At 71.5% G+C, this 13,570-nt stretch carries 12 protein-coding genes; 8 read left to right on the plus strand and 4 right to left on the minus strand.

Translation table 11 applies throughout. From position 1 onward, the window contains the following. Positions 1 to 38: 38 nt before the first annotated feature. A complete protein-coding gene (locus ACH4VX_RS16280) occupies positions 39 to 2,870 on the minus strand; it encodes a penicillin acylase family protein (RefSeq protein WP_398368059.1) in 2,832 nt (943 codons plus the stop codon). 237 nt (positions 2,871 to 3,107) lie between these two features. On the opposite strand from ACH4VX_RS16280, the gene ACH4VX_RS16285 reads away from it, so the two are divergent. The 6 genes from ACH4VX_RS16285 (at position 3,108) to mscL (ending at position 8,842) form a co-directional block, all read left to right on the plus strand. Next, positions 3,108 to 4,643: a potassium/proton antiporter gene (locus tag ACH4VX_RS16285; protein ID WP_398368060.1), complete on the plus strand. Its 1,536-nt coding sequence runs from the start codon at positions 3,108 to 3,110 to the stop codon at positions 4,641 to 4,643. A 223-nt stretch (positions 4,644 to 4,866) separates the two neighbouring features. Next, entirely contained in the window at positions 4,867 to 6,153 is a 1,287-nt protein-coding gene (locus tag ACH4VX_RS16290; RefSeq protein WP_398368061.1) for an MFS transporter, read from the plus strand. A 67-nt stretch (positions 6,154 to 6,220) separates the two neighbouring features. Further along, on the plus strand, positions 6,221 to 6,535 hold the full coding sequence (locus ACH4VX_RS16295; protein WP_398368062.1) for an FmdB family zinc ribbon protein: 315 nt from the start codon (positions 6,221 to 6,223) through the stop codon (positions 6,533 to 6,535). A 78-nt stretch (positions 6,536 to 6,613) separates the two neighbouring features. Beyond that, on the plus strand, positions 6,614 to 7,456 hold the full coding sequence (locus tag ACH4VX_RS16300; RefSeq protein ID WP_398368063.1) for an S-methyl-5'-thioadenosine phosphorylase: 843 nt from the start codon (positions 6,614 to 6,616) through the stop codon (positions 7,454 to 7,456). Positions 7,457 to 7,687: 231 nt separating this feature from the next. Next, positions 7,688 to 8,209, plus strand: a complete 522-nt coding sequence (locus tag ACH4VX_RS16305) for a hypothetical protein (protein WP_398368177.1) — start codon at positions 7,688 to 7,690, stop codon at positions 8,207 to 8,209. A gap of 162 nt (positions 8,210 to 8,371) precedes the next feature. Further along, the gene (gene mscL / locus ACH4VX_RS16310; protein WP_398368064.1) at positions 8,372 to 8,842 is read left to right on the plus strand and encodes a large conductance mechanosensitive channel protein MscL; all 471 of its coding nucleotides are present in this window, start codon (positions 8,372 to 8,374) and stop codon (positions 8,840 to 8,842) included. A gap of 22 nt (positions 8,843 to 8,864) precedes the next feature. Here the strand turns inward: mscL and ACH4VX_RS16315 are convergent, their stop codons facing one another. Next, positions 8,865 to 9,041 carry a hypothetical protein gene (locus ACH4VX_RS16315; protein WP_390820596.1) on the minus strand — a complete coding sequence of 59 codons (177 nt, stop codon included), beginning with the start codon at positions 9,039 to 9,041 and terminating at the stop codon, positions 8,865 to 8,867. A gap of 43 nt (positions 9,042 to 9,084) precedes the next feature. Between ACH4VX_RS16315 and ACH4VX_RS16320 the strand changes: the two genes are divergently transcribed. After that, positions 9,085 to 10,113 carry a P1 family peptidase gene (locus ACH4VX_RS16320; RefSeq protein ID WP_398368065.1) on the plus strand — a complete coding sequence of 343 codons (1,029 nt, stop codon included), beginning with the start codon at positions 9,085 to 9,087 and terminating at the stop codon, positions 10,111 to 10,113. A 196-nt stretch (positions 10,114 to 10,309) separates the two neighbouring features. Beyond that, a complete protein-coding gene (locus tag ACH4VX_RS16325) occupies positions 10,310 to 11,056 on the plus strand; it encodes a DUF6227 family protein (protein ID WP_398368066.1) in 747 nt (248 codons plus the stop codon). A gap of 21 nt (positions 11,057 to 11,077) precedes the next feature. On the opposite strand, the gene ACH4VX_RS16330 is transcribed toward ACH4VX_RS16325, so the two are convergent. Together ACH4VX_RS16330 and ACH4VX_RS16335 are read right to left on the minus strand one after the other, a co-directional pair. Then, positions 11,078 to 11,362, minus strand: a complete 285-nt coding sequence (locus ACH4VX_RS16330) for a hypothetical protein (RefSeq protein WP_398368067.1) — start codon at positions 11,360 to 11,362, stop codon at positions 11,078 to 11,080. A 116-nt stretch (positions 11,363 to 11,478) separates the two neighbouring features. Further along, on the minus strand, positions 11,479 to 13,497 hold the full coding sequence (locus ACH4VX_RS16335) for a fructose-specific PTS transporter subunit EIIC (protein ID WP_398368068.1): 2,019 nt from the start codon (positions 13,495 to 13,497) through the stop codon (positions 11,479 to 11,481). Positions 13,498 to 13,570: the final 73 nt, after the last annotated feature.

The raw sequence follows: 13,570 nt of genomic DNA on the forward strand, positions 1-13,570 counted from the left end.
GCGCGCGTGGCGGCCGCTTCCGACGGCGGGGACCGGGGTCAGGGCTTCAGCAGCAGGGTGTCGCTGGTGCCGTCCTCGACCGCCTTCTCCGAGTACGACCACTCCAGCAGCTCGCCCTCGGCCCACTTGTCCGTCTGGTCGACGTAGTGGGCGCTGTAGGCGTGCCCGGAGGCGCCGGTGAGGTTGATCCACCGCGACTTGTCGAGGTCGCCCAGGTTGACCACCATCCGCATGGACGGCACCCACACGACCCCGTAGCCACCGGCGGCGTTCCAGCCGGTCGCGTTGACGGTGGCCTCGCCGCCGCCGAGCTTCCACGGGCCGCGGTTGAGGAGGTACTGCAGGAAGTCCGGGCCCTCGGTACCGAGCGTCTGGTTGTTCAGGAACAGGCGGTGCAGCCGGCCCCAGCTCCAGGTGTCGATGTCCTTGCCGAGCTTGGCGGTCAGCTCCCAGCGGGCGTCGATCAGGGCGCGCTTGAACAGGCCGTCACGATCGTCCGCGGCGGGGCGGGTGCCCGACTTGGGGGCCTTCCACCAGTCGCTGTCCTCCTTGTCCATCAGCTTGCGGACCACCTCGAACCAGCGGTCGCCGCCGTCGGGCTGTGCCTGGTCGGTGTCCCGCTGACCGCACTCGCGGACCTTGTCCGCCTCGTCGGCGGGCCCGGTGGTGTTGACCGGGTCGACCCACAGGCACTGGCCCTTGACCCGCAGCTCCTTGGGCAGCTTGTGGCCGAAGGCGAGCTTGAGGATGTTGCGCCACACGGAGTTGAAGTAGGCGGCGGCCGCCGAGTCGGCGTCCTGGGTGTAGTCCCAGCCCTCCAGCAGCTTCTGCGCCTCGCGGACGTCCTCGTCCTCGGTGTCGATCTTGAGCAGGTGCGGCACCAGCAGCTTGGCGATGGTGCTGGAGTTGTCGAGCTGCATCTGCCGCATGTCGTCGGTGGAGATCTTGCCGTCGTCCTTGATCTTCGACTTGATCAGCTCGGTGATCCGCTGGCTGCGGGCGCCGTAACCCCAGTCGGTGGTCAGCGTGTACGGGTAGTCCTCGTCGACGACGGCCTGGTTGGCGGTGACGATGTAGCCGCGGTCCGGGTTGTACTCGTAGGGCAGCGCCTCCTGCTCGATCCAGCCGGTCCACTCGTAGTCGGCGTCCCAGCCGGGGGCGGGGATGGAGCCGTCGTGGTTCTCCGCGCGGGTGGGGATCTTTCCGGGGAGCGTGTAGCCGATGCTGCCCTCGGTGTCCGCGTAGACGAGGTTCTGCGAGGGCACCTCGAACAGGGCGGCGGCCTCGCGGAAGTCGTCCCAGTCCTTCGCGCGGTTGATCGCGAAGACGGAGTCCATGGTGCGGCCGGCGTCCAGGGCGGTCCAGCGCAGCGCGACGCCGTAGCCGTCGCCCCGGTCGGGGGCGGCGCTGTCGACGGTGGCCTTCTTGCCGGTCTTCACCAGGTCGTCGGAACGGTCGGAGAGCAGGGGGCCGTTGTTGGTCTCCCGTACGACGATCTTCTGCGCCTTGCCGCCGGCGACCTTGATGGTCTCCTCGCGCGTCTTGAACGGCACCACCTTGCCGTCGTACTGGTAGCCGTCGCCGGTGATCTTCTCCAGGTAGAGGTCGGTGACGTCGACGCCGGAGTTGGTCAGGCCCCAGGCGATGTCCTGGTTGTGGCCGATTATCACGCCCGGCATGCCCGCGAAGGTGTAGCCGGTCACGTCGTACCGGCACTTGGCGGAGACGCTGCGGCAGTGCAGGCCCATCTGGTACCAGACGGACGGCAGTGAGGCCGAAAGGTGCGGGTCGTTGGCGAGCAGCGGCTTGCCGGTGATGGTGTGCTCGCCCGCGACCACCCAGGAGTTGGAGCCGATGCCGTCGCCGTTGACGCCGACGGCGGTGGGGAGGTCCTGCAGGACCTCCTGAAGGCCGGTCAGCTGGCTCTCCAAGGTGGAACCGCCGGTGCCGGTGCCTGTACCGGTCCCCGTGCCCGTGCCGGTGCCTGTACCGGTGCCTGTACCGGTCCCCGTGCCCGTGCCGGTGCCTGTACCGGTGCCCGTGCCGGTGCCTGTACCGGTCCCCGTGCCGCCCGTGCCCTCGCCCTGCTCGTACGCCCCGGTGAGCTGGTTGTACTGGCCCTCCTGGACCACCGGCTTGTTCCGGCTGTACGGGTACGCCGGGTACAGGTCGGCGATCTCCTTCGGGCCGAGGCGGCTGGTCATCAGCGCGCGGTCGATCTCGTCCTGCATGTTGCCGCGCAGGTCCCAGGCCATCGCCTTCAGCCAGGCCACGGAGTCGACCGGGGTCCACTCCCCCGGCTCGTAGTCGTTCTCGAAGCCGAGGGCCGCGTACTCCAGGGAGATCTCCTCGCCCTCCTTGCCCTCCAGGTAGGCGTTGACGCCCTTGGCGTACGCCTGGAGGTACTTCTTCGTGGCGGGGGAGAGCTTCTTGTCGTACTCCTCCTTCGCGACCCGGTCCCAGCCCAGGGTGCGCAGGAACTCGTCGTTGTCGACCTGGCCCTCGCCGAACATCTCCGACAGGCGCCCGGAGGTCATGTGCCGGCGCACGTCCATCTCGTAGAACCGGTCCTGCGCCTGGACGTAGCCCTGCGCCATGAACAGGTCCTCGTCGGAGGAGGCGTAGATCTGCGGGATGCCGTGGCCGTCGCGTTTGACGTCGACGGTCCCCGACAGGCCCTGGAGCGTGATCGAGCCCTTGGTCTGCGGGAAGGAGGCGCGCACGGTGCTGACCGACCAGTACCCCCCGTAGGCGACACCGCCGATCAGGGCCAGCACCAGGACGAGCACGATCAGACGGGCTTTGCGCCCTTTCTTCCTGCCGGACTTGCCGTGTTGCTGACCCGTGGAGGCGGTGGTGTCGGTGGGCATCGCTGTCCTTGCTGTCCTAACGCGAGCGGCAGGTCGGGCTGTGCTTTTAACTGAGCGCTGGAGCAACGATAGGCGCAGGGCCCCGCGGCACTTGACGCGGAGTGGGGAACCAGCCCGGACGGACGTTCGATCTTGCCCTCCGGAGCGTCAAGAACGCGTCAAGAGTTAGGTAAGGTAACGAAGTAGTTTGCCGCGAAAGCGGTGGATCGCATGCGATGTACGTGAGCTCACGCGCGAGTGCGCTTGGGTCAGGGAAGGGAACGGCCGCTGACTGTCCACCACCTCAACCAGCTTCTGCTCGTCTGCTCGATCGTCCTGCTCGTCGCCGTCGCAGCGGTCCGGATCTCCTCGCGCAGCGGGCTCCCCAGCCTGCTCGTCTATCTCGGCATCGGCATCGCCATGGGCCAGGACGGCGTCGGCGACATCCACTTCGACAACGCTGAGCTGACCCAGGTCATCGGATACGCGGCCCTGGTCGTGATCCTGGCCGAGGGCGGTCTGGGCACGAAGTGGACGGAAGTCAGACCCATCCTGCCCGCCGCCTCCGCGCTCGCGCTGGCCGGCGTCGCGGTGAGCGTCGGCGTCACGGCGTCGGCCGCGCACTTCCTGGTCGGGCTGGAGTGGCGGCAGGCACTGATCATCGGGGCGGTGGTGTCGTCGACCGACGCGGCGGCCGTCTTCTCGGTGCTGCGGAAGATACCGCTCCCCGCGCGGGTGACGGGCGCACTGGAGGCGGAGTCCGGCTTCAACGACGCGCCCGTCGTCATCCTGGTCGTCGCCTTCTCCTCGGCCGGACCGGTCGAGCACTGGTACGTCCTGGTCGGCGAGATAGTGCTGGAGCTGGCCATCGGCGCCGCCATCGGGCTCGCGGTGGGCTGGCTGGGCGCCTGGGGGCTGCGGCACGTGGCGCTGCCCGCCTCCGGCCTCTACCCGATCGCCGTCATGGCCATCGCCGTCGCCGCCTACGCGGCCGGCGCCATCGCCCACGGCAGCGGCTTCCTCGCCGTCTACCTCGCCTCGATGGTGCTGGGCAACGCCAAACTGCCGCACTGGCCCGCCACACGCGGCTTCGCCGAAGGGCTCGGCTGGCTCGCCCAGATCGGCATGTTCGTCCTGCTCGGCCTGCTCGTCACCCCGCACGAACTGGGCGACGACATCGTGCCCGCGCTGGTCATCGGGCTGGCGCTCACCATGGTGGCCCGCCCGCTGAGCGTCGTCGTCTGCCTGCTGCCGTTCCGGGTGCCCTGGCAGGAACAGACGCTGATGTCATGGGCGGGACTGCGCGGCGCCGTGCCCATCATCCTGGCGACGATCCCGATGGTGCAGGGTGTCGCCGGGAGCGAGCGGATCTTCAACATCGTCTTCGTCCTGGTCGTCGTCTACACCCTCATCCAGGGTCCGACGCTGCCCTGGCTGGCCCGCAAGCTGCGCCTGGGCGCGGACTCCGCCGCCGACCTCGGCATCGAGTCGGCGCCCCTGGAGCGGCTGCGCGGACACCTGCTGTCGGTCGCCATCCCGGCCGGGTCGAGGATGCACGGCGTGGAGGTCGCCGAACTGCGACTGCCGGCCGGGGCCGCCGTCACCCTCGTCGTGCGCGACGGCACGTCCTTCGTGCCGCTGCCGTCGACGGTGCTGCGCCGCGGGGACGAGCTGCTCGTCGTCGCCACGGACCCGGTACGGGACGCCGCCGAACGGCGCCTGCGCGTGGTCGGCCGGGGCGGCAAGCTGGCCGGCTGGCTGGGCACCGCCGACGGATCACAGGCGGGGCGCTGACGGCGTGCCCGACCTCACAGCGACCCTCACGTGATCCCTGTACGATGCAGACGACCCCCATATCGAACCAACTCTGCCTGACGCAGAGCTGGCGCGACCGTATGGCGGCCGGAACGCCCTGAGCTGTGGCGCCGGCATCTACCGCAGTCAGCGCAAGAGGACAGCTCTCGGTGTGCCCGCACGACCGCGCGGGCCGCTACCAGGTGGCAGAAAGGCACGGGCCGTGGCATCCACGGTCACCACGTCGAAGGACTCGGCGGCCACCTCCCGACCGGGATACGGCCGGCTGCTGCGCACACGCGGCGCGTGGACGTTCCTGCTCCCCGGCTTCGCGGCCCGCCAGCCGTTCGCGATGCTCACCCTCTCCATCGTGCTGCTGGTGCAGCACACCACCGGCTCGTACGGCGCGGCCGGCGCCGTCGCGGCCGTCACCGGCGTCTCCATGGCGCTGTTCGCCCCCTACAGCGGCCGTCTCGCCGACCGTCACGGACAGCGCGCCGTCCTCGTGCCCGGCGTCCTGGTGCACACGGCGGCCGGACTGGCCCTCACCGCGCTGGCGCTGACCCACGCGCCCCTGTGGGCGCTGTTCGCCGCCGCCGTGCCCACGGGTGCCTCGGTGCCGCAGATCGGGCCCATGGTGCGGGCCCGCTGGGGCGTGCGGCTCAAGGGCTCCCCGCTGATGGCCACCGCGGCGGCCTTCGAGTCCGTCACCGACGAGTTCACCTTCGTCGTCGGACCCCTGCTGGCCACGGCCCTGTGCACGGCCGTCGACCCGGCCGCAGGCCTGCTCACCGAGGCCTCGCTGACGCTGGTCGGCGGTCTGCTGTTCGCCGCGCAGAAGGGCACGCAGCCCGCGACGGGCCGCGACGGGCACGCGCGCGTGGAGCACGTTTCCGCGCTGCGCGTCCCCGGTGTGCGCGTGCTGATCGTGGCCTTCCTGGGCATCGGTTCCGTCTTCGGCGGCATGCAGGTCTCGCTGGCCGCGTTCACCGAGTCGATCGGCGAGCCCGGACTGAACGGCGTCCTCTACGGCGTCTTCGCCGCGGGCAACATGCTCTCCGGCATCGCCTGCGGCGCGATCGCCTGGAAGGCCGCCCCGCAGCGGCGCCTGGTGATCGGTTACGCGGCGCTCGCGCTGACCGCGTCCGCCCTCTGGACCGCCCACTCGGCACTGCTGCTGGCCGGGCTCGGCCTCCTGGTCGGCATGTGCATCGCACCGGCCCTGATCACCGGCTACACGCTGGTGGAGGACCTGGTCCCGGCGGGTGCCCGCACCGAGGCCTTCACCTGGCTGACCGGCGCCGTCGCGCTCGGCCAGGCGGCTGCCGTCACGGTCGCGGGGCAGCTGGAGGACCATCTCTGGGGCGGCGCCGGTTTCCTGGTGCCGCTGGCCGGTACGGTGCCGGCCCTCGTGACGCTGCTGGCGCTGCGGTCGCGGCTGACCGCGAGCCCGCGCGGGCGCACCGTCGCACGTGGCGTGGGTCACCGCGAGCCCGTCGCAGTGGACTGAACCGACGAGATACGTCACTATGGACCGTCGTTAGCACTCATCGAGTGAGAGTGCCAGGAGGAAGACAGTGCCGACCTACCAGTACCAGTGCACCGAGTGCGGCGAGGGCCTCGAGGCGGTGCAGAAGTTCAGCGACGACGCCCTGACCGAGTGCCCCAACTGCAAGGGCCGCCTGAAGAAGGTGTTCTCGGCGGTCGGCATCGTCTTCAAGGGCTCCGGGTTCTACCGCAACGACAGCCGCGGCTCCTCGTCGAGCAGCTCGCCGGCGTCGTCAAAGCCCACCACGTCCCCCTCTCCCGCGTCCTCCTCCTCGGACTCGGGTTCGAGCTCGTCGTCCGGCTCGTCCGGTTCGGGCAGCTCCACCAGCACCACCGCCGCGTAAGGCCTCTTCCTTACGGGACCCTGTCGTCATCGGACGACGGGGTCCTCGGCGTTTCCGGGTGCCGTTAGGGTGCGGGGCATGGTGAACATGGCGAAGGCCGGGATCGGCGTGATCGGCGGCTCCGGTTTCTACTCCTTCCTCGACGACGTGACCGAGGTCCAGGTGGACACCCCGTACGGGGCGCCCAGCGACTCCCTCTTCCTCGGCGAGGTGGCCGGCCGGCGGGTCGCCTTCCTGCCCCGGCACGGACGCGGCCACCATCTGCCGCCGCACCGCATCAACTACCGGGCCAACCTGTGGGCGCTGAGGTCGGTCGGCGTGCGCCAGGTCCTCGGACCGTGCGCGGTCGGCGGCCTGCGGCCCGAGCACGGGCCGGGCACGCTGCTGGTGCCGGACCAGCTCGTGGACCGTACGAAGTCCCGGGCGAACACCTACTTCGACGGGCTGCCGCTGCCCGACGGCACGGTGCCGAACGTGGTCCATGTGTCGCTGGCCGACCCCTACTGCCCCACCGGGCGGGCCGCCGCGCTGAAGGCGGCACGGGGCCGGGACTGGGAGCCGGTGGACGGCGGCACGCTGGTCGTGGTCGAGGGGCCGCGTTTCTCCACCCGCGCCGAGTCGTTGTGGCACCAGGCGCAGGGCTGGTCGGTGGTGGGCATGACCGGCCACCCCGAGGCGGCGCTCGCCCGTGAGATGGAACTCTGCTACACCTCCCTGACCCTGGTCACCGACCTGGACGCCGGCGCCGAGACCGGTGAGGGCGTCTCCCACGACGAGGTGCTGCGGGTGTTCGCCGCCAACGTGGACCGGCTGCGGGGCGTGCTCTTCGACGCGGTGGCCGCGCTGCCGACGACGGGGGAGCGGGACTGTCCGTGCACGTCGGCGCTGGGCGGGATGAACCCGGGATTCGCTCTGCCGTAACCGCTCGCGGAGCGGAACGTCCCGTTCGGGTGGGCGGGTTCTCCACAGGGCCGTGGTACGTCCACAGGGCCCGGCGGGGCGCGGCGCGAGGCCTCATCGTGGGAGTCGCAAGCCGGTCCCTCGTCCCAGGTGGTGGTACCCGTGTCTCGTCCTCCCTCCTCACTCCGCTCCCCCTCCCCCGCTCTCCCCCACCCGCCCAGCGCCGCTCTCCCCCACCCGCCCAGCCCTGAGATCCCTCCCCCCTGCGAGGTGCCGCACTTCGCCCCGGTGCGGGTACGTGGCGCCCTGCCGCTCCCGGGCGGGCTCGTACGGCACCGGAGGCGGGCCATGGCGCTCGGCCTCGCGGTCACGGCGGCGGCGCTGGTGGCGGCGGGGCCGCGGGACTCGGACCGGTCCCGCGGCCGTCCCGACGGGTCCCCGGCGGCCCGGGCCGCCTCGGTGTCCCCCGGGAACCGTGCCGTACGGGCGCGGGGCGCGGGTGCGGCGGTCACGGTGGCGGTGCGGATCGCCGACGCGGCCACGGTACGACTGCTGCGGCCGGGCGACCGGGTGGACGTGATCGCCGCCGAGGAGACGGTGTCCGGAGGCGAGGCCCGCGTGGTCGCGCGCGGGGCACGGGTGACCGAGGTGCCGGAACCGGCGGACGGAGCGGGCGACGGCGGGGCGCTGGTGGTGCTGTCGGTGCCGCGTTCCACCGCGGCCGGCCTGGCCGGCACGAGCGCCACGGCACGGTTGGCGGTGACGATGTGCTGACCGGTGCTTCTCCGGCCCTTGCCCATGCCCTCGCCCTTGCCCGCGCATGGGGCCCTTTCGCCGAGCGGCCCGATTGGACAGGTCCGCACAGGCGTGACGTAGGTTGCGGAGCGCTTTCTTCCGCACCCTACGCACGAGATGCACGAGAAGTGAGGCCTCGAAGTGAGCGACCAGGAGAAGACGAGCGTCCTGCAGGGCTTCAAGGCCTTCCTGATGCGTGGCAACGTCGTCGATCTGGCCGTGGCGGTGGTCATCGGCGCCGCCTTCACCAACATCGTCAACACGGTCGTGAAGGGCGTCATCAATCCGCTGGTGGGGGCCTTCGGCACGAAGGACCTGGACAGCTACAGCTCGTGTCTGAAGGGCCCCTGCGAGGGTGCCGGGGATGCCGCGACCGGCGTCAGGATCCTGTGGGGCTCGGTCCTCGGGGCGACGCTGCAGTTCCTGATCACCGCGGGGGTCGTCTACTTCCTGATGGTGCTGCCCATGGCGAAGTACCTGGCCCGGGTGGAGGCCCGCCGGAAGGCGAAGGAAGGCACGCACGAGGTCATCGAGATCACCGAGCTGGAGGTGCTCAAGGAGATCCGCGACACCCTCGTCGCGCAGCGCGGCACGGGGCACGGCGAGCGGTAGCGGCGGCCCGCCGACGGGCGGTTCAGAGGTGGTGGGGCGGCTTCTCGTCGAGGAAGCGCTTCAGATCGGCCGCGCTGTCGCCGGACGGGCGCTCGCCCCAGCCGCGGTCCGTGTCGTCCGAGGACCGCTGGTCCAGCGGGTCGTCGAAGACCAGCGCCGGCTTGGGCTCACTCGGGCGGGGATCGGGGGCGGTGCTCATACGTCCAGGGTACGGCCGCCCCTGACCGGGCAGTACTGGCCCCATGACAGCTGACGCTCTGACGGATGTGGCCGGCGTGCGCGTGGGGCACGCGACGCGTAGCGGCGACGGATGGCTCACGGGCACCACGGTCGTGCTCGCGCCCGAGGGCGGGGCCGTGGCCGCGGTGGATGTGCGCGGCGGCGGACCCGGCACGAAGGAGACCGACGCGCTCGATCCGCGCAACCTGGTGGGGAGGGTCGAGGCGGTCGTGCTGACCGGGGGCAGCGCGTACGGGCTCGACGCGGCGTCCGGGGTGATGGCCTGGCTGGAGGAGCGAGGGCGCGGGGTACGCGTCGGGCCGGATCCCGCGCATGTGGTGCCGGTGGTGCCGGCGGCCTGTGTCTTCGACCTGGGCCGGGGCGGTGACTTCCGGGCCCGGCCGGACGCGGCCACCGGCCGTGCCGCGGTCGAGGCCGCGGCGGCGGGCGGGAAGGGCGCGCCGGTGCCGCAGGGGTGCGTGGGCGCCGGTACGGGCGCGGTGGTCGGGCAGGTGAAGGGCGGGATCGGCACCGCGAGCACGGTGCTGGAGTCGGGCATCACGGTGGCCGCGCTGGTGGTGGCCAACGCGGCGGGGTCGGCGGTGGATCCGGAGACGGGGGTGCTGTACGGGGAGTTGTTCCAGGGCCGGGTGCGTTATCCGGAGCCGGAGGTGCACGAGGCCGCGCTGCGGCGGCTCGCGGAGGTGACGGAGCGGAACGCGGCTCCGCCGCTGAACACCACGCTCGCGGTGGTCGCCACCGACGCCGGCCTGTCCAAGGCGCAGGCGCAGAAGCTGGCCGGCACGGCGCACGACGGCATCGCGCGGGCCGTACGGCCGGTCCATCTGCTCAGCGACGGCGACACCGTCTTCACCCTGGCCACGGGCACCCGCCCGCTGGACGCGGCGAACCCCCTGGCCCTGAACGAGGTGCTCGCGGCGGGCGCGGACCTGGTGACCCGCGCGATCGTACGAGCGGTCCGCGCCGCCGGCCCGGTGGACGGTCCGGGCGGTTCGTGGCCGTCGTACGGGGAACTGTACGGCGGGCGTTGAAAAAGAGGGCGTCGATCGGCTGCCGAAGTACCGTTTGATCAGGAACAATTGACGTACGTCCGGGCGGTGTCGGGAACTTCTCGCGTGCCCCGCTCGTTTTTCGGCCATACGTTTTCTCGGTTCCCGGACATGATGTCCGGCCGAGGGGCTACGGTATGCACCCACAAGGTGACATGCAGCGACGCCGGGAGAAACCTTGAGCGTTCCGTACGAGACGGCAGCGTACGAACCATCCGACTCGCCCGAGTCTCCGGAGGAGCACCTCACGCGCCTCCTCGGCCGTGCCCTGAACTCCTTCGAGCTGCCGGACGAGACGATCCGGCGGCTGGACTGCGCGCTGGCGCACGACGGTTCGCTGCACTCCGCGCACCACAGTGCGGGTCTGCACCGGGAGACGTACCGGCACACCTGGCTGCTCGCCGACGGTTCGGCGCTGACGCTCTGGGAGCTCGTGCACAACACGGCGCCGGGAGACGAGCCGCAGCACGAGGTGTACGTGGACGAGGAGGAGCTGCGGACGGCCACGGACCGGCTGCCGTTACCGCCGGACACGCCGGACTTCGAGCTGCCGGTGACGGTGCAGCTGTTGCCGCCCCCCACTCTGCGGCACCTGTACGTCCCGGACGGTTCCGCGGATCACGCGCGGCGCTTACTGCGCCGGGCGGAGAACACGGACCGGCCGGGCGCGGAGACGGCCGCGCTGCTGGCCACGGCGTGCGCGCACCGGATCACACAGGCCTTCGGCCGCCCGTCCCGCACGGGGCGTCCGGGACTGTCCTTCTCGCTCTACGAGCACGCGTTCCTGCTGGGTGACGGTGCGGAGATGTCCGTGTGGGAGGTCGAGCACACGGTCACGCCGGACGGACGGCACATGTGCGAGGTGTACGTCAGCGAGGACGCGGCGCGGGAGGCGATGGAGCGCCGGGCGGCGCAGGTCTTCTGACCCGGCGGCCGGGGCCGCGGCTCAGTCTCCCTCGCTGAAGCGCCGTACCAGCACGGTGAACGCGTCGCGCTCCGCCGGGGTGAGCCGTACGGCTTCCACGTGAGGACCGGTCCGCTGCTGGCGTGGGATCACCGGGACGCCGTGGGGCGCGTGCCGCGGGGTGGCCTCCGGGTGCCCCGGGGTGCGCTCGCGCATCCGCCCGCGTCGGCGCCGCAGTGCGTCGGCCAGACCCGCCGCGCAGGCCACGGCCACCAGGGTGAGGACGGTGGCGCCCGTCGTCCGCGAGAGTGTCGTGTACTCAGGCATGCGGCCCAGTACACACCACGATCCGGGGTTCCGGCCCCGGATCGTGATGATCGTGATCTATATCGCAGTAGGCATGAACCGCCCACACCTACCCAAACGGACGCATCGCCGTAACTCTACGCGGCCACCGGCTGCTTGGTCTCCGCCGGTGACACCGATGTGCCCTCGCCCGTGCCCGTGGTGAGCGGGGCCGGCTTGCGCAGACCCTTGAGGACGATCACCAGGGCCGCCGTGACGCACACGCCCGCGGCGATGGCGACCAGGTAGAGGAACGGGTTGCCGATCAGCGGGACGACGAAGATGCCGCCGTGCGGGGCGCGCAGGGTGGCACCGAAGGTCATCGACAGAGCGCCGGTGACCGCGCCGCCCACCATCGAGGCGGGGATCACCCGCAGCGGGTCGGCGGCGGCGAACGGGATCGCGCCCTCGGTGATGAAGGAGGCGCCCAGAACCCAGGCGGCCTTGCCGTTCTCGCGTTCGGTGCGGTTGAAGAGCTTGCCGCGGACCGTGGTGGCGAGGGCCATCGCGAGCGGCGGCACCATGCCGGCGGCCATGACCGCGGCCATGATCTTCATCGCGGAGTCGCTGGGACTCGCGACGGCGATCCCGGCGGTGGCGAAGGTGTAGGCGACCTTGTTGACGGGTCCGCCGAGGTCGAAGCACATCATCAGGCCGAGGAGGGCGCCGAGCAGGACGGCGTTGGTGCCGGTGAGGCCGTTCAGCCAGTCGGTCATGCCCTTCTGGGCCTCGGCGATGGGCTTGCCGATGACGACGAACATCAGGAAGCCGACGACCGCCGCGGAGATCAGCGGGATCACCACCACCGGCATGATGCCGCGCAGCGCCGCCGGGATCCGCACCTTCTGGATCGCGATCACCACACCACCGGCGATCAGACCGGCCGCGAGACCGCCGAGGAACCCGGCGTTGATGGTGAGCGAGATCGCGCCGCCGACGAAGCCGGGCACCAGGCCGGGCCGGTCGGCCATGCCGTAGGCGATGTATCCGGCCAGGACCGGGACGAGGAAGCCGAAGGCGACGCCTCCGATCTGGAAGAGCAGGGCGCCCCAGCTGTCGGCCTGGGTCCACACGAAGTGGTCCATCACCGAGGGCGCCTCGTTGATCTCGTAGCCGCCGATCGCGAAGCCGAGGGCGATGAGCAGACCGCCGGCCGCGACGAACGGCACCATGTAGCTGACTCCGGACATCAGCCACTTGCGCAGCTTGGTGCCGTAGCCCTCGCCGCTGTCGCCGCCGCGCTCGACGGGCGTACCGCCGGACGCGGCAGCGGTGACCTCGCCGCGTTCCGCCCTGCCTCTCACCTCGGTGATCAGGTCGGCGGGGCGGTTGATGGCCGCCTTGACGCCGGTGTCGACGGTGGGCTTGCCGGCGAAGCGGTCCTTCTCCCGTACGGGGACGTCGTGGGCGAAGATCACACCGTCCGCCGACGCGATCACGGCCGGGTCCAGCCGGGTGAAGCCCGCCGAGCCCTGGGTCTCGACGACGATCTCGACGCCCGCCTCCCGGCCGGCGTTCTCCAGCGACTCGGCGGCCATGTAGGTGTGGGCGATGCCGGTGGGGCAGGAGGTGACGGCGACGACCCGGAAGGGGCGGTCCTCCTCGGGGCCGGTGATGACCGTGGCGGCGCCGGCGGAGGCCGCCGCCGGTGCCGCCACGGAGTCCTCGGAGCCGTCCTCTTCACCCCGGATCAGCGCGGCCGCCGCCCCCGCGTCCCCCACCGACCGGAGGGCATCGGTGAACCCGGCGTTCATCAGCTGCCGGGCCAGCGACGACAGGATCGTCAGATGGGCGTCGTCGGCGCCGGCCGGGGCGGCGATCAGGAAGATCAGGTCGGCGGGCCCGTCGGCCGCGCCGAAGTCGATCCCGGCGGCACTGCGTCCGAAGGCGAGCGTGGGCTCGGTGACGTGCTCACTGCGGCAGTGCGGGATGCCGATGCCGCCGTCGAGGCCGGTCGGCATCTGCGCCTCGCGCGCGGCGACGTCGGCGAGGAAGCCGTCCAGGTCGGTCACCCGGCCCAGGGCCACCATGCGCTCGGCGAGGGCGCGCGCCGCCGCCTCCTTGGTACCGGCGGACAGGTCGAGATCGACCAGTTCCGCGGTGATCATGTCACTCATCGCGGGCTCCTTCGCACGCGTATCGCCCGTGCAGCGGGGTGGGCGAAAGGGGGGACGGGGGTGAGGAGGGGGA

Origin of the sequence: Streptomyces sp. NPDC020731 (genome assembly GCF_044334705.1) — a bacterium.
Classification (GTDB): Bacteria; Actinomycetota; Actinomycetes; order Streptomycetales; family Streptomycetaceae; genus Streptomyces.

Coding starts and splice junctions, on each gene's coding strand:
- ACH4VX_RS16280 (WP_398368059.1), bottom strand. CDS start 2,870: ATGCCCACCGACACCACCGCCTCCACGGGTCAGCAACACGGCAAGTCC.
- ACH4VX_RS16300 (WP_398368063.1), top strand. CDS start 6,614: ATGGTGAACATGGCGAAGGCCGGGATCGGCGTGATCGGCGGCTCCGGT.
- ACH4VX_RS16315 (WP_390820596.1), bottom strand. CDS start 9,041: ATGAGCACCGCCCCCGATCCCCGCCCGAGTGAGCCCAAGCCGGCGCTG.
- ACH4VX_RS16320 (WP_398368065.1), top strand. CDS start 9,085: ATGACAGCTGACGCTCTGACGGATGTGGCCGGCGTGCGCGTGGGGCAC.
- ACH4VX_RS16330 (WP_398368067.1), bottom strand. CDS start 11,362: ATGCCTGAGTACACGACACTCTCGCGGACGACGGGCGCCACCGTCCTC.
- ACH4VX_RS16335 (WP_398368068.1), bottom strand. CDS start 13,497: ATGAGTGACATGATCACCGCGGAACTGGTCGATCTCGACCTGTCCGCC.